The sequence below is a fragment of the Anaeromassilibacillus sp. Marseille-P3371 genome, assembly GCF_900169665.1.
Classification (GTDB): Bacteria; Bacillota; Clostridia; order Oscillospirales; family Acutalibacteraceae; genus Anaeromassilibacillus.
Genome location: NZ_LT835157.1, coordinates 1,404,336 through 1,420,897, shown reverse-complemented (window position 1 = coordinate 1,420,897; position 16,562 = coordinate 1,404,336). Strand labels below are relative to the sequence as shown.

Annotated in this window: 14 protein-coding genes; all 14 read right to left on the bottom strand. The window is 49.0% G+C overall.

The features are described 5' to 3' along the window. Positions 1-503: 503 nt before the first annotated feature. The 14 genes from hisE to B9Y59_RS05025 all read right to left on the bottom strand — a co-directional run bounded on the left by hisE (position 504) and on the right by B9Y59_RS05025 (position 16,561). Positions 504-830 (bottom strand): phosphoribosyl-ATP diphosphatase, encoded by a 327-nt coding sequence (gene hisE / locus B9Y59_RS05090; RefSeq protein WP_054324070.1) that lies wholly within the window; start codon positions 828-830, stop codon positions 504-506. A gap of 25 nt (positions 831-855) precedes the next feature. Further along, positions 856-1,218, bottom strand: a complete 363-nt coding sequence (gene hisI, locus B9Y59_RS05085; protein ID WP_085532176.1) for a phosphoribosyl-AMP cyclohydrolase — start codon at positions 1,216-1,218, stop codon at positions 856-858. Then, positions 1,215-1,943, bottom strand: coding sequence for a 1-(5-phosphoribosyl)-5-[(5-phosphoribosylamino)methylideneamino]imidazole-4-carboxamide isomerase (hisA, locus tag B9Y59_RS05080; protein ID WP_085532174.1), 729 nt, complete (start codon positions 1,941-1,943; stop codon positions 1,215-1,217). Before hisA ends, hisI begins: the two co-directional genes overlap by 4 nt. A gap of 69 nt (positions 1,944-2,012) precedes the next feature. Next, a complete protein-coding gene (gene hisB / locus B9Y59_RS05075; RefSeq protein WP_085532172.1) occupies positions 2,013-2,588 on the bottom strand; it encodes an imidazoleglycerol-phosphate dehydratase HisB in 576 nt (191 codons plus the stop codon). 43 nt (positions 2,589-2,631) lie between these two features. Next, positions 2,632-3,699 (bottom strand): pyridoxal phosphate-dependent aminotransferase, encoded by a 1,068-nt coding sequence (locus B9Y59_RS05070; RefSeq protein WP_085532170.1) that lies wholly within the window; start codon positions 3,697-3,699, stop codon positions 2,632-2,634. Positions 3,700-3,728: 29 nt separating this feature from the next. Continuing rightward, positions 3,729-5,030, bottom strand: a complete 1,302-nt coding sequence (gene hisD / locus B9Y59_RS05065) for a histidinol dehydrogenase (RefSeq protein WP_085532168.1) — start codon at positions 5,028-5,030, stop codon at positions 3,729-3,731. A gap of 14 nt (positions 5,031-5,044) precedes the next feature. After that, the gene (hisG, locus tag B9Y59_RS05060; protein ID WP_085532166.1) at positions 5,045-5,677 is read right to left on the bottom strand and encodes an ATP phosphoribosyltransferase; all 633 of its coding nucleotides are present in this window, start codon (positions 5,675-5,677) and stop codon (positions 5,045-5,047) included. Continuing rightward, positions 5,674-6,882 (bottom strand): ATP phosphoribosyltransferase regulatory subunit, encoded by a 1,209-nt coding sequence (gene hisZ / locus B9Y59_RS05055; RefSeq protein WP_085532164.1) that lies wholly within the window; start codon positions 6,880-6,882, stop codon positions 5,674-5,676. The genes hisG and hisZ overlap by 4 nt, the downstream gene beginning before the upstream one ends. 168 nt (positions 6,883-7,050) lie before the next feature. Then, complete coding sequence (locus B9Y59_RS05050; RefSeq protein ID WP_085532162.1) at positions 7,051-7,737, bottom strand: YjjG family noncanonical pyrimidine nucleotidase; 687 nt, start codon at positions 7,735-7,737, stop codon at positions 7,051-7,053. A gap of 32 nt (positions 7,738-7,769) precedes the next feature. Then, on the bottom strand, positions 7,770-9,347 hold the full coding sequence (locus B9Y59_RS05045) for a TIR domain-containing protein (RefSeq protein WP_085532160.1): 1,578 nt from the start codon (positions 9,345-9,347) through the stop codon (positions 7,770-7,772). A 24-nt stretch (positions 9,348-9,371) separates the two neighbouring features. Continuing rightward, positions 9,372-9,860 carry a gamma carbonic anhydrase family protein gene (locus B9Y59_RS05040; protein WP_085532158.1) on the bottom strand — a complete coding sequence of 163 codons (489 nt, stop codon included), beginning with the start codon at positions 9,858-9,860 and terminating at the stop codon, positions 9,372-9,374. Positions 9,861-9,881: 21 nt separating this feature from the next. Then, entirely contained in the window at positions 9,882-14,237 is a 4,356-nt protein-coding gene (locus tag B9Y59_RS05035; RefSeq protein ID WP_085532156.1) for a PolC-type DNA polymerase III, read from the bottom strand. A gap of 201 nt (positions 14,238-14,438) precedes the next feature. Further along, positions 14,439-15,485: a flavodoxin-dependent (E)-4-hydroxy-3-methylbut-2-enyl-diphosphate synthase gene (ispG, locus tag B9Y59_RS05030; RefSeq protein ID WP_054324079.1), complete on the bottom strand. Its 1,047-nt coding sequence runs from the start codon at positions 15,483-15,485 to the stop codon at positions 14,439-14,441. Beyond that, a complete protein-coding gene (locus tag B9Y59_RS05025; RefSeq protein WP_242967251.1) occupies positions 15,482-16,561 on the bottom strand; it encodes a M50 family metallopeptidase in 1,080 nt (359 codons plus the stop codon). The genes ispG and B9Y59_RS05025 overlap by 4 nt, the downstream gene beginning before the upstream one ends. Position 16,562: the final 1 nt, after the last annotated feature.

Sequence of the window (16,562 nt, the reverse complement as noted above, 5' to 3'; positions counted from 1 at the left end):
GGTATACGAGTTTTCCAGCATGAGGCTGTTCGATGGATCTGTTCGTTTATCTTAGGAATCCTACTTTTCATTTTGGGCGCAAGTATATTATGTATATAACTGTAGCGGCCGTAGATGGTTTCCTACGATTGCCATTCCTATGCGTCTAAAATCATTTTATTGGATCTATCTGCAACGTATCAAAGGGATTCGTAGTCATAACCATCGGCTAGTCCGGTGGTTTAAAAGGGTCCTATCAGCACCTATTACCGGCAAGCGTCTCAAAAGGCATGGAGCTACATTCTCCCGCTTGCATCACTTGCCCCATAGCCCGTAAACGGGCATCACCGTTCTCGCGGTAACTTTCTGTCAACAAAGATTGTCGTTAACGACTCACTTTGCCTGATGCTTGAAGCGAAAGCCTTTTTACAAGGCTTTTCCACCGGTTCTGCCGGGGATTTTCGAGGTACAAAAAGAGTCCAGCAGGAAATGTTCTGCTGGACTCTTTTTTTGGCTTTTTACCTTTAACTATTTTTATCCACTGTATGGAATTTCTTCAAATTACCGGTCTTGTTGCTGCGCTTGTCCAATTCGGCCTCCACTTCCTCCATGGAAATGCCGGATTGTACCATCAAAACAGTCAAGTGATAGAGCAGATCTGAGATCTCCATCACAGTTTCGCGATTCTCGCCGTTTTTCGCCGCGATGATAACCTCGCTGCACTCTTCTCCGCATTTCTTCAGGATTTTATCCAAACCCTGCTCAAAAAGATAACAGGTATAAGACCCCTCCGTATGACTATCCCTTCGGCTCAAAACAGTTTCATATAAGTTTTTGAAGGTGTCGTTCATAACCACTCATCCCTTCTACATATCTTCAGATTGGTGCTTCTCTCTGCCAAATCTTATGAAAAAAACAACTATGCGCGCCAGTGTGGCAAGCTGGCCCTGTCTGTTCTACCTGTACCAACAACGTATCATCGTCGCAATCCCCATGAATACAGATTACCTTCTGTAAATGGCCGGAAGTTGCCCCTTTATTCCAAAGCTCTTGTCTGGAACGGCTGTAAAACCAGGTATATCCTGTCTCAAGGGTTTTTTTCATGGATTCCCGGTTCATATAGGCGAGCATCAGCACTTCATTTGTACCGGCTTCCTGTACAATGGCAGGCAGAAGGTCTGCTTTCTGGAAGAAGCGCTCGATAAAGGCATCATCGATTCGATTCATCGCTTCCGTCATGCCTCCTTGACTCCTTTACAAAGGTCAACCGCCTGGCGTAGACTGAGGTCACGGGTATACAATGCACGGCCACAAATCGCACCGTGCAGCTTCAATGCCGTGAGTACCACAATATCCGTCAAACTACTGACCCCACCGCTGGCAATCACCTTACAGGAAACCGACCGGTTGAGCTTGTCCAGCATTGTAAAATTGGGGCCATCCATCATTCCATCACGAGAAATATCGGTGAAAATAATATACTTTACTCCGACATCTTCCATGTGCTTCGCCAAATCAATATAATTCACTGTGGAGGTCTGCGTCCAGCCTTCCGCTGCAACATTTCCGTCGATCGCGTCAATTCCGACGGCAATTTTATCCCCATATTTCGAAACAGCTTCCTTGACAAGTGCAGGATTGTTCAATGCAGCAGAACCTAAAATGACACGGGAGATTCCATGCTGCATATAATAATCAATTGTCTCCATGTTACGGATTCCGCCGCCCAACTCAACCTTCAAGTTGCACTGCTTCAATACTTCAAAGATCAGGTCCGTATTGACTGGAACAGCATCTTTTGCACCGTCCAAATCCACCATGTGGAGCCACGTCGCACCCATCGCTTCAAAGGCTTTGGCCGTATCCGCTGCACTCTCCGCAACGGTATAAGCGGAGTCGTACTTCCCCTGTACCAAGCGAACACATTTACCATCTTTGATGTCAATTGCAGGCAGAATAACCATACTTCTTGCCTACCTCCTATTCCGTATTTCCATAAGATTCCGTTACAAAAAGGAGTTACAGACCGAACGTCACAGGGAACCTTTGGTGGAAAGAACTCCTTCCTCGGTTTGGGTGGATGCAAGCCGGAGAGCATGTGCGACCGCCTTAAAGATAGCCTCCACTTCGTGGTGCGCATTGGCGCCATACTCCAAACGGACATGCAGGGTTATACCAGCATTGGTAGCAAACGCACGCATGAATTCTTCTGTCAGGCACAAATCATATTCCCCTGTACGCTCCTGCGAAAAGTTTGCCCGAAAAGCCAGAAACGGCCTTCCGCTGACATCGACCGCTGCAAAGGCCAACGCCTCATCCATCGGCACATAAAAGCTACCAAAACGTGCAATACCGGATCGATCTCCAAAGGCCTGTGCAAACGCCTTTCCCAAGACGATTCCAGTGTCCTCCACGGTGTGATGCCCATCCACGTACAGATCTCCTATGGTTTTGACCTGTAGTCCAAACCCGCCATGTACGGCAAAAGCACTCAACATATGATCGAAGAAACCGATTCCGGTCGAAATGTCCACAGCGCCGCCATCCAGTGAAAGCGATACTGCAACATCCGTTTCTTTTGTCTTTCGAGTTTCCTGTGCGGTTCTCATAGCTGTACCTCGCTTTTTGAATCCAATTTATTTTACACCATTTTTATGGATTTGTGGAGGATGAAACAAGAGATTCTAAATTTTTTAACAATTGCGCATTTTCTTCTTCGCTGCCCGCAGTAATTCTGAGCGTATCGCCCATAAAACGCACGGCAATTCCCTTCGATAGAAGTCCTTCGAAGATTTCTTTCGCCCGCGGCATCCTCACCAACACAAAATTGGTGCAGCTGTCATAGACGTACATCTGCTCAGGATACCTCGTTTCCAGATCTTTTAAGCCAGCTTGTAATGCCTTACGAGACAGGATGATCTCATCCAGTGCACGGTGGAGCAATTCCGGAGAGCGCATAACCAAAGCGCCCATTTTTTGCGTAATGGCATTCACATTGTAGGGCGACTTCACTGCACGTAATGTCCGCGTCAGCGTCGGATTTGCAACAGCAAATCCAAGGCGGATCGCCGCCATACCAAACGCCTTGGAACATGTCCGCAGGATGATCAAATTGTCATACTGTGCGACTTCCCCCAAAAGGGATTGATCCCAAAAGTCCATGTACGCTTCATCCAATACGACGAGCGCAGAAACGGAGGTGATCAGCTTTCGCACCTCTTCCCGGCGCAATCCCAGGGAAGTCGGATTGCAAGGATTGGAAAACAAAACGACTTTCGCGCCGCTTTCACGAACTTGGACGATCAAATCATCTACATCGATGGACAAATCCTCTTTTTTCTTATAAACAACGCTTTCCGCCTCTGCCAAGGAACCATAAAAGCGATACATGGAGAAATCCGGCTCCACGGTCAAGAGTTTGTCCCCCCGCATCAGGAATGATGTAGCAATGATAAACAACCATTCGTCTGAACCATTGCCCGCTGTCACAAGTGCTGGGTCCACGCCATAGTAAGCCCCAAAGCTCTCACAAAGTTCGGTGGCATATGGGTCGGGATACCGATTGAACGCTACATCTGCCATGGAGTACTGCGCTTTTTCCAAAAGTTCCATAGGCAACTCTAAAAAGGATTCATTGGCATCCAGACGGATGGAATAATTCCCTGCAATCGGATCATACGGTTGCAGATCCTTTAATTTGTTGTTGAGCATATACGGCATTGTCGTCCCTCCGTTCTTATTCACGCACATCAATCAGACGACACGCGATTACTGCGCACACGGATGGAATTGGCATGCGCGGTCAGGCCTTCTGTCTCAGCCAACTTGATAACATCCTCTTTGGCCTGCATCAAAGCATCCTCTGTATAATAGATAAAACTGGATTTCTTGACAAAGCTGTCCACGGAAAGCGGCGAGAAAAATCGCGCTGTCCCACTGGTGGGAAGTACATGGTTGGGTCCGGCAAAGTAGTCGCCCAGCGGTTCCGGCGACCAGTTTCCAAGGAATACCGATCCCGCGTTATCAATCTTCCCAATGAATTCCATCGGATTGGCGGCACAAACCTCCAAATGCTCTGGCGCCAGTTCATTTGCAAATGCAACTGCTTCCTCCATATCGCCACACAACATCACCGCCCCAAAGTTGTCAAGAGATTGCTGAATGATCTCCTTTCGGGATAGGCGCTCTATTTGACGGTAAATAGCCGCAATCGTCTCCTCCGCGATGCGCTCCGAAGTCGTGAGCAAAATTGAAGAAGCCAAGGGGTCGTGTTCTGCTTGGGACATCAGATCAGCTGCCAAGAACTCTGGATACGCTGTATCGTCCGCAAGAATCAAAATTTCGCTTGGACCGGCGATCATATCGATGTCCACGGTCCCATAGAGCTGGCGCTTAGCAGTAGCCACAAAAATATTCCCCGGGCCGACAATCTTATCCACCTTCGGAATGCTCTCTGTGCCAAATGCCAGAGCAGCAACTGCCTGTGCGCCGCCTACCAAGAATACACGGTCCACGCCGGCAACTAAGGCGGCAGCCATAATATCTGGGTTAGGCTTTCCGTCTTTCCCAGGCGGAGTTACCATCACCAGCTCCCGTACTCCGGCGATTTTGGCGGGAATCGCATTCATGAGTACAGAGGACGGATAAGCGGCCGTTCCACCGGGTACATACAACCCCACGCGAGCCAGACCGCGCACACGTTGGCCCATGATGACTCCATTGGACTCCGTTTGCAACCAGCTCTGTTGCTTTTGCCGTGCATGGAAATCCCGGATATTATCTGCCGCCCGCTCCAACGCCGCCACAAAGGCCGGATCGCATGCCCGGACCAATTCCCGCATATCCGCCTGCTCAATCACCAGTTTTTCTGGCGCGCTTCCGTCAAATCGTTCTGTATACATGCGCACAGCTGCATCCCCGTCACGGCGTACAGTTGCTATGATTTCTGCAACAGCATCGTCCACTTTTTTACCGGAGTTTGCGCTGCGTTCCTTCAATTGTTCGATAAAAGCGCGGCCAAACGCCCCGCCTTCCTTCACATACTGGATCAACGTTTCCGTCCTCCTTACTGATATTCCTTTACCTGTTCCATTTGCGCAACTAGTTCTTCAATTTCCGCCTTGCGCAATTTTAGGCTTGCAGTGTTCACAATCAGTCGAGCTGAAATATCGCAGATGGTGTCCACGACTTCCAAACCATTCTCTTTTAGCGTTGTGCCGGTTTCTACAATGTCGACAATTGCATCGGACAGCCCTAAAAGAGGCGCCAGTTCCACCGAGCCTTCAATCTTAATGAAACGAATATCCATCGCTTTGCTTTCAAAGTAATTGCGCGCAACGTTGGGGTACTTGGTAGCAATGGTGCGGCTGGTATAACCGCTGAAAAAATCGCTGCCTTTCGGTGCAGCCAATGCAAATTTGCAGCGTCCAAAACCTAGGTCCAGCACCTCATAAAAGCTGGTGCCATTTTCCATAATGGTGTCTTTTCCCACCACTCCCAGATCACATACGCCGTGCTCTACATAGGTAATGACGTCTGCCGCCTTTGCAAGAACCACTTCCAAGCTGTTTCCCACTGGCAAAATCAATTTTCGTCCCTTATTGTGTACTGCACCACAGTCGTAGCCAATGCGTTCCAACAGGGCTACGGTGTCTTTTTCAAGCCTGCCCTTGGTCAGGGCGATTCTTAATGGTTTCATACTGTCTCCTCTACGATATCGATGGTTTCCACCGTGTCACACACACAGTCAACCCGGCGAATCCCACGCATCTTCGCATAATCGAGCGCTTCTTTCCTCGTCTCAAACACGGAACTTTCACATTTACGCCCCTCCCCTGCCAAACGGGATGCATACTGCAACGCCTTGATCTCATATCCTTCGTCGCTGTGTACCAAAATCTCCACTGGAGGCGGCGCCTGAATCCGGCCCTGCTTGAGCAACAATTCCGCCAGCACATCCACGTTGATTCCAAATCCGACCGCAGGCATCGGTGCGTCAAACTGCGCCAAAAGGTTGTCATAGCGCCCCCCTAACAGAACGGCATCGCCTACATTTTCCACATAGGCGCTAAAAATAATATCTGTATAATAGTCATTGCGCTGTACCAGCCCCAAGTCTACAATCATGCGGTCGCCGAGGCCTAGGTCTACCAACGCGCGGTACAACTCATGTAGATAAGCCAGCGTCTTACTAGACGCGTCATCGCTACAGAGTGGTGCAGCCTGTGCAAAGACCTCTTCGCCGCCAAACAACCGCGGCAAACGGCGCATCGCATCAACTGAACAACTATTTTCCAATTTATCCAAAATTGTATTCAACGCCGCATAGTTCTTGGATTCAATTGTACTGCGGATATCTTCCCGCAAGTCATCATTGATAGGCAGCTGTGCAGCTAAGGCCCGGAAAAAACCCGCGTGTCCCAACTCTAAGCGGAAATTCGGCACGCAACGGCTCAACGCTTCTACCGCAGTGACAATCACTTCCAAATCCGCCCGGCGCCCCGGTGCGCCCAACAGCTCAATACCGGTCTGTGTTGCCTCGTTATTTCGGCCCGTCAGGCCCGGATTGCTGCGATAAATTTTTTGATTATAATACAGGCGCACTGGTTTCGGCAATTTCTGCAATCGAGTGGCGGTCAGACGTGCGATTGGAATCGTAGAATCCGGCCGCATCACCATCAAACGGCCATGCCGGTCGCTCATCTTATACATGGTCTCCTGGCTAATACCCGAGAAATCCGGATCAAATACGTCGTAAAACTCCAACCCCGGCGTAACCACTTCGTTGAAGCCACGGGACGAAAAGACCTGGGACAATGTCTGCTCTACGTAGCGCCGCGCTAGACATTCTTCAAAGAGCAAATCCTTTGTCCCTTCTGGCGTGATCTTATTGTATTTCTTCATAAAAACCTACCGTTTCTGATTCAAATTGGAGCAAAGCATTTCGCGCCTCGCTTTAGCGTGGTAATATAATATCATAGCAAATCAACTGTGTCAACCTTTTTGCAACATCTTTCCAGAAGGAAACCTCAGAGGCTATTCCTAAAAAACAGGCCTGCTTTATGCAGGCCTTCATCCAATCAAATCCTTCAGAGCATCCAGGCGGTGGATCGTATAATTTACCCGGACCCCCGCAGGAACCTCTCCACCCTTCGGGCAATACCAACAGGTATCGATTCCGGCATTGTTTCCACCCTGAATATCAGAGCTCAATGAATCGCCGACAATCAGCGTTTTCTTCGGGGAGAATCCGGGAATGCGTGCAAATACATAATCAAAGTATTCCTTCATCGGCTTCTGATACCCTGCATCCTCAGAGACAAAAATTCCTTTCATAAAGCGATCCAGTCCAGAGTCGCGCAGACGGCTGTATTGCGTGCGTGATACCCCATTGGTCACAATATACAGATCACAGAATTGTGCGCAATAGGCGCAAATCTCCTTCGCGCCAGGAATCAAGAACGCCCCACGCCCTAATTCTTCCTGGTATTCATCCTCAAATGCACGGCCGTCTCCTTCGATACCGGCCGCTTGGAACAGATCGACAAACCGGCTATAGATGACTTGTTCCCGGGAGATTTCTCCACGCTCAAATTGCTTCCAAAGTTTACGGTTGATACTATGGTACATCTTTTTGATCGAGTGATCCAGCGGATAGCCATGACGGCGAAAAGTCGCCTCCAATGCAACGCGCTCCGCCTCTTCAAAGTCCAGCAGTGTGCCATCCACATCCAGCAACAGCGTCGTGTAGTTACCCAACTCACACTCTCCTATCTTTTTTGTAATTACCTTTAGTCAACCGGCTCATCCAATTTGATTTTCGAAAGTATATCGCCCTGTTCCGCGGCTTTTCGATAATAACGCACGGCTTTTGCCCGGTCAACCTCGCACCCCAAGCCCCAATAGTACAGGTCGCCCAGCTTTCGATATGCTTCAAAGCAGTTTTGGCTGCAAGCATGCTCATACCAAAACTTTGCACGTTCATATCCCCAAGCGGTACGCTGGCTGGCATAAAGATTTGCTACATCGACTTGGGACAGCGCATGTCCATGCCGGGCTGCCCGTTCATACCATCGAATGGCTGTTTCTAGGTTCGATTCTACACCCAAGCCATATTGATAGAGATAGGCTGTATTGTATTGCGAATCCACTTGTCCAGCTTCTGCTGCCTTTTGAAACCATCGCAATGCTTCTTTAAAATCTCTCTTTACAAAGCCATATCCCAAATAATACATTTGACCTAATTCAAATTGCGCCTCAATTTGGTTAAACTCTGGCTCGGATGCTCTTCGGAACCACTCCGCGGCTTTCAAATAATCCGGGGGATGTTCCCCGTACCCCTCTTTATAAAGCTTTGCCAACCGATAACAAGCATAGGAATCATTCCGCTCTGCGGCTTTTTCCCACCATCCTACCGCATCATCAAATTGCAAAAGCAGCTCGCATACTTCCGCCAAAGGCCGGTAAGCACTCGAATATCCATTTTCGATTGCTCGCTCATACCAGCGCTCGGCTTCTTTTAAATCACGTTTACAGCCTAATCCCGTTCTGTACAACCACGCCAAACCTTCCATCGCTGGAACATATCCATTTTGGGCCGCTTTCTCTTCCCATTCAAAGGCTTTATCAAAATCCTGCCGCCCGGCAATCCCCTTGTAATACAAACTGGACAAGCGGTACTGTGCCGCCGGCTCGTTCCGACCGGCAGCCTCCCGTAAATAGTCGATTCCTTTTCTCTCATCCAATGGGACAAGAATCCCTTCGGAATACATGTAGCCCAAAAGGAACTGGGACTGCAAATCCCCCCGTTTTGCTTTCATTTCCAATGTCTCGATGTAACGCTTTAATCCCTGGGACGGCTCCACCTTTCCCTTTTTGTCCCTTGATATACCTACATCCATAGGACTATCGGACAAAAACTGGTTTAATCCCTTCTGAAACACACCGAAATTCCTAGACGCAATCCCGCATTTGGCCCAGCGGTCATATAAGATTTCGAGATCATCTTTGGATTGAAGATCCAGACATTCAATTCCATCTAAGGGCGTTCGTTCCAAATCTTTGTACGTGACTGGCGACACGGTCAAAGGGTAGATCTCTTGGTTCAGTGCCCAAGCTGCCCCCAATTCTGCTAAACAAAATGGACTTTCCAAATATGCTTGTGTGAGAAGGATGACAACTGCTTTGCAGCCTGTAATTGCCCTTTGTATGCTGGGGATAAACGGTTTTCCAGGGGGCAAAGTCCCTTTCATAGATGTGCAAAATATTTCCTGCCTATGAATGTCCATCGATGAAACGAAAAAGTCGATCACACGTTCCACCAATTCTTTATCCGCACTCGCATGGCTGAAAAAGATCTGGTTTTTCATCCACTATGCCACCCCTTATTGTTCCTATCCGTCCATGCATTCCATGGCGCGGGTATATTCTTCCGCCGCATGACGGTTACTTTCAATTTCCGCCTCCGAGAGAGGGCGGCACACCCTTGCAGGCACCCCCATCACCAGGGAACCATCCGGTATCTGCATCCCCTGGGTGACCAGCGCAGAAGCTCCTATGATACAATTTTTACCGATATGCGCTCCATTGAGTACCACCGCTCCCATTCCAACTAGGGAATTATCATCAATGGTACAACCGTGCAGAATGGCTCCATGGCCTACGGTTACGCCGTCTCCAATTCGAATTGGGTGGCCTTCGTCCACATGCAGTACGCAACAATCCTGAATATTTGAGTGCGCGCCGATCTGAATCGGCGCGTTATCCGCACGCGCCACCGCATTGTACCATACAGAGCTCTTCTCGCCGAGAGAAATATCTCCCACAAGAACAGCGCCGCGTGCGATCCGAGCCGTAGGTGCAATCCTTTGCTTTTGTCTCATCTGTTTCGCCTCATTTTTATATCAGAACAATGTCATCTGGGAACTCGCCGGCAGATCTTTTAAAGCGCCTGCCTGCGCTAACATCTCGATGACCGCTTTCGTCACCTTTGCTCGAGTCTGTAGGTCATCGATGGAAATGTATGGCCCTCCTGTCTCGCGCGCTTCTGCCAAAGCTGTTGCAGCTGCCTCTCCAACACCAGCCAACGAGGAAAACGGTAGGCGGATTTTTCCATCTTCCACCTGATACTTTTTCGCATCCGACTGGTAAAGGTCCACAGGAAGCACCTCAATACCACGCGCCAGCATCTCATTCGCAATCTGAAAGGTGGAATAGGCCGCTTCCTCTTTGGCGCTCGCCTCTTTTCCCTTCATGCTGATTTCATTCATACGGCGGCGCACCGCTTCACGCCCCTGAATCACAGTCGCGCCATCGAAGTCTTCCCCGCGTACACTAAAATAGGCGGCGTAATACTCCACCGGCCGGTGTACTTTATACCATCCAAGCCGCAAGGCCGAAATCATATAGGCTGCCGCATGCGCCTTTGGGAACATATACTTGATTTTTAAACAGGATTCAATATACCATTCCGGCACGTCATGATCCCGCATGGCCTGCTTGTGCTCGTCTGTCAAGAGCTTTGGAGCTTTCCCCTTACGCACAATCTCCATAATTTTAAACGCCATTTTGGGCTCCAGCCCCTTGTGCAGGAGATAGGTCATAATGCTGTCACGCGTACCGATGACTTCTGAAATGGTACAGGTTCCCTTCTTGATGAGATCCTGCGCATTGCCTAACCACACGTCCGTACCATGCGACAGGCCGGAAATCTGCAATAGATCGGAAAAAGTCTTTGGTTTTGCATCTACCAACATCTGCCGGACAAACGGCGTCCCCAATTCAGGAAGAGAAAACGTCCCAGTCTGGCAATCGATGTCCTCTGCTGTGACGCCCAGGGCTTTTGGCGATTCAAACAGCGACATGACTTCCGGGTCACTCATGGACACAGACATCACAGGAATTCCCGTGTATTCTTCCAAATAATGATAGATGGTCGGGACGTCGTGCCCAAGCTCATCCAACTTACAGATCGTGTCGTGGATGGAATGGAAGTCGAAATGTGTCGTTATGTTGTCAGAATTCTGATCGTTTGCCGGGTGCTGAACAGGGCAAAACTCAAAGATGTCGTGTCCCTTGGGGACAACGACCATGCCGCCAGGATGCTGTCCAGTCGTCCGCTTGATACCTGTACAGCCGATCGCCAAGCGTTGTTCCTCCGCGCGATGCAACACCGTATTATGTTCTTCCGCATACTTCTTTACAAATCCAATGGCTGTCTTATCCGCAACCGTTGCAATCGTACCGGCTTTAAAAACGTGATCCTTACCAAACAGGGTCTCCGTATACCGATGTGCGCCGGATTGGTATTCGCCAGAAAAATTCAAGTCGATATCCGGCGTCTTGTCGCCGTCAAAGCCAAGGAAGGTTTCAAAGGGAATGGTATGGCCGTCCCGGTTATAATCCGTTCCGCACTTAGGGCATTTTTTGGGTGGGAGGTCAAAGCCGGACCCGTAACTTCCGTCCGTGATAAACTCACTATTTTTACAGTTTGGACAAATATAATGCGGGCAAAGGGGGTTGACTTCCGAGATACCGGACATACTGGCGACGAAGGATGAACCAACCGAACCACGTGAACCGACAAGATATCCGTGGGCCTCGGAGTCGGCCACCAATTTTTGTGCAGTCATGTACAATACCGAGAAACCGTGTTTGTTGATCGACCCAAGCTCCCGGTCCAAACGATCCTGGACAATCTTCGGGAGCGGATCTCCATAGACTTCTTTCGCTCGCTTCCAGCAGATTTCATTCAGCTGTTCTTCTGCGCCATCAATGAAAGGCGGGAATACCCCTTCTGGAATGGGGCGCACCTGCTCCACCATATCGGCAATCTTCTGGGTATTGGTGACAACCACCTCATAGGCTTTTTCTTTACCAAGATAGGCGAATTCTTCCAACATTTCCGCTGTGGTGCGCATATAAAGTGGCGCCTGATGATCGGCGTCGTCGAACCCCTGTCCAGCCATCAATATTTTGCGGTAATCCCCGTCTTTGGGGTCTAAAAAGTGTACGTCGCAGGTGGCAACCACAGGCTTGTTGAGCTTTTCTCCCAACTTGACAATGGTACGGTTAAATTCACGCAATGTCTCTTCGTTCGGCACGTCGCCATTGCGTACCATAAACAAATTGTTTCCCAACGGCTGGATTTCTAAATAGTCATAAAATCCGGCAATGTCACACAGCGTATTCCAAGGCTGCCCATTGAAGATTGCACGGTACAGTTCACCAGCCTCGCAAGCGCTACCTATGAGCAACCCCTCGCGGTATTTGGTCAATACGCTCTTGGGAATACGCGGCTTTTTGAAGAAATAGTCGAGATGGGAAAAAGAAATCAATTTATATAGATTCTTCAAACCTGTCTGATTTTTTACCAAAATAATCTGATGATAAGGGCGCATCTTCTTTGGGTCGCCCCCGGCCAATGAGGTATTAATATCCTTAACTGTCTTTGCTCCGGTATCCTCTTTTAGGCGAGTCATCAGGACAATAAAGATCTTAGCCAGTACGGCTGCATCATCACAAGCGCGGTGATGGTTAAATGGGTCCAATTTCAAATGCTTTGCCACCGTATCCAGCTTGTGATTTTTTAAATCCTTGAGCATTGCCCGACACATGGGGAGCGTATCAATATAGGCATAAGGGAACCCCAGCCCACAGCGTTCCGAAGCAATCCGAATAAAGGAAGTATCAAATTCTGCATTGTGTGCAAGCAGAACCGCATCCTTCCCACAAAAAGCATAAAACTGTTCCAGCGCTTCCTTTTCCAAAGGAGCGTCCTTCACCATCTCATCCGTGATCCCTGTCAATTCTGTGATCTTGGGCGGAATAGGCATCTGTGGATTGACAAATGTGTCAAAACTGTCCACCACTTCACCGTTGCGAATGCGTACCGCACCTATTTCCGTGATTCGCTCCTTATTAGGGCTCAAACCGGTTGTCTCAATATCAAAGGAGATGAATTCGTCATCCAGCGTGTTTTCGGAATTGCCTGTGACCGCTGGAACCATGTCGTTGATGAAATACGACTCAACGCCGTAGATCACCTTAAATTTTCCGCCCTTTCCGGTAATTCGCTCCAAAGCATTCATCGCGTCTGGGAATGCCTGTGCAACGCCATGGTCTGTAATCGCAATGGCAGGCTGGCCCCATTCATAGGCGCGATTAATCAAGTCCTCCGCAGAACTCACGCCATCCATACTGGACATATTGGTGTGCAAATGCAGTTCCACACGCTTTTCAGGAGCATCATCTACAATTTTAAGTTGTTCTACAGTAGATAGCCCTTTGGGCCGCAAAACGATCTCATGGTCATATTTGTCATATTCCACATCGCCGCGCACAATGACTGACATCCCTTTTTTCAGCGTATCCAGCATTTTACATTGGGTAGTAAGCTCAATCATCTTCAAAGTGATCGAGCCCGTATAATCAGTAAGATTGATCGAGTAGATCTTTCGATTTTGATCGCGCGTCAATTTTGAATCCACCGAAAAGATCTCTCCCCAAATGGTAACGCTGCCAATATCCGGCGTAATCCGGCTGATTGGCATAGGCTTAGCCTTGACAGGATGCCCATACAAAGCCTTCGCTGTATCGATCAAAATGGTAGGCAACATCGTCTCTTGGGTTCGAACACTGATGCTTTTATTCTTTTTTGTGGGAGAAGAAGCCTTCTCCATGCTTTGCTCATATGCTTCCATCTCCTGCACCACCGCCTCGCGGCGTACCGTTTCCTCCTGCTTTTTCTGCTTTTCTATGTAGACTATGCTGTCGCTATCAAGTGTTAAGGTTCCGTCGAACTCCACCTGGACTGAAACGCCAAACTCCTCTCGAATGATCTCGGAAAGCATTCGGTCCGCATGCCGGGAAAGCAGCAAATTTCCGCCTCCGTGGCTAAGCGTTACGATAAACCGGTCCCCCTCTAAGCGTGCGGAGGACTGATTCAATGTTCCATTGATACTGGCATCACGCCGTTTTAATTCCTGAACCAGATTTGGATAATAGTCCACCGTAAAACTCTCTCTCGGGAACTGCGGGTCCAGCACTGCCCGATGAAGTTGCAAGGTTTTACAACGGGAGATCTCTTTTTCTGCTCGAAACAGCGTATTGCGGTCTACAAGTGCTGGAAACGCCACCTTCGCCGTCAACACGCGATTGCGCGTATCAATTTGCAAACCAGTCAGTTCACCGCGATGCATACTCTCCGGATATCCAGAGAGCTCTATGTAAGGGCCAAAGAATTCACCAAAAGTTTTCAAGTTCCAACATCCTCCGAAGATCGAAAATACATATACAAGTATTGAACCATGCACTTTTTGGGCAGCGCAACGGACACCCTTTCCCTGTTTCGGATATTTTCCATTTGATAAAGGGGATGTTTTTACAAACAAAGTCGCAACAAAAGGGACGCATATATCTCCATCGAACGACAGAAAAATCCCCCAACCATTTCACAAATTTCAAAGAGCTTCTACTTCTCGAACAAGCTCATCTACCAGCTTGTCCTCTGGGACCTTGCGAACAATTTCTCCCTTTTTAAAGAGCAGCCCTACGCCATCACCACCGGCAATCCCGATGTCCGCTTCACGGGCTTCCCCCGGTCCATTGACCACACAGCCCATCACCGCAACCTTAATCGGCTTTTTGCAATGTGCTAAACGTCGTTCCACCTCATCTGCAATAGCAATCAGATCAATTTTGGTTCGGCCGCAGGTGGGACAGGAAACGAACTGAATCCCTTCTTGGCGCAAATTCAACGCCTTCAGGATGTCCATACCGGCGGCAATTTCCTTTACCGGATTCGCTGTCAAAGATACGCGGATGGTATCTCCAATCCCGCGCTGCAGGAGGGAACCGATCCCGATCGAAGATTTTACCAATCCCATTCGTTCTGTGCCCGCCTCTGTCACTCCCAAATGAAGCGGATACCTGCATTTCTCTGCACAGAGCTCATACGCCCGAATCATCGTATCCACATCGGAGGACTTGATCGACAGAACAATGTCTGTAAAGTCAAAGCGCTCCAATAGAGAGGCATGATAAAGCGCGCTCTCCACCAGAGCGTCTGGAGTCGGGGCACCGTATTTTGCTAAAATCTCCTTTTCGACAGAACCGGAGTTTACACCAATGCGTATTGGGATTCCCCTTTCGCGGCAGGCTTGCGCTACCGCTCTAACATGATCGCTTCCCCCGATGTTTCCAGGATTGATACGTATTTTGTCAATTCCCGCGGCTGCGGACTCCAGGGCGAGCCGGTAATCAAAATGTATATCCGCTACCAATGGAATCCCAATCGCTTTTTTGATCGCCGGTATCAGGGAAACAGCCTGCCGATCTGGGATGGAAACGCGCAGAATTTCACATCCAGCGCGTTCCAGCTCCATCGCTTGCCGCACGTTTCCATCTATGTCCGAGGCGGGAATATTTAGCATGGACTGTATACTGACCGGCGCCCCACCTCCGATGGCTACCGCTCCTGCAAATACCTGCTTGGACTGCCGTCTCATGCGCCAATCCCCTTTCCTGTCACAAGCCGCAGGATGTCGCTAAAGGTAATAACCACCATTAGGCACATCAAAAGGACAAATCCCGCAGCGTTTACCCAACCTTCATACTTTGGATTGACCGGCTTACGGCGCACGGCTTCCACCAGGAGAAATACCAACCTGCCTCCATCCAACGCCGGGAAAGGAAGCAGATTCACTACGCCCAAATTGACCGTGATAATCATCATCATATATAAAATATTGTTGATGGCTGTTCCAAAGCTCTGCTGCAATCCTTGCGAAGCAACTTCTCCAATAGCGCTTGCCGCGCCGACTGGCCCCGCCATGTCGTTCAAGCCAAATTTACCGGTCACCAACCCAGCAAGGCTATACCACACCATGCGCACAGTGGAAACCGTATCCTGAAACGACTTTGTAATTAAAGTCCCCACATTCTTTGGAATAGGATTCACATAAAAGTCCAACATCAAGACTTTTGTTCCATCATTGTCCTTTGTATGGAACTTCACATCTGAAAAAGTCAACGTCTGACCGTCGCGCAGCACCTCAATTTCTACAGCATCCGGATTTGCTGTCGCAAGGGCAAAGCTCAAATCGCGGTCCGTCGTAACCTTGTAGCCATCCACCTTTGTGAACGTATCACCGACCTGCAACCCAGCAGCCTGGGTCGCTGCACCCTCTTGAAATTCTCCTATGGTCGTAGAGCTAAAAGCCGGCTGCTGTACAAGTAGAATCATCATCAAAGCCAAACCTAGGATGATATTCATCACCGCGCCCATAACAACTACAAGAATTCGCTTCCAAACCGGCTTATTATTAAAAGCACCCTCGTCGTCGCTGTCCTCATCTTCCCCTTCCATAGCACAAAAACCGCCGATGGGCAACAACCGAAGAGCATAGGTCGTTTCCCCTTTTTGAAAGCGGAACAATGTGGGTCCCATGCCAATTGCAAATTCATTGACCCGTATTCCACTTAACTTTGCTGTCATGAAATGGCCAAATTCATGGATAAAAATGATAAAGCCAAAGAGCAGAACTGCGATAATGACCAATAAAACCTGTACGATAACAATCACC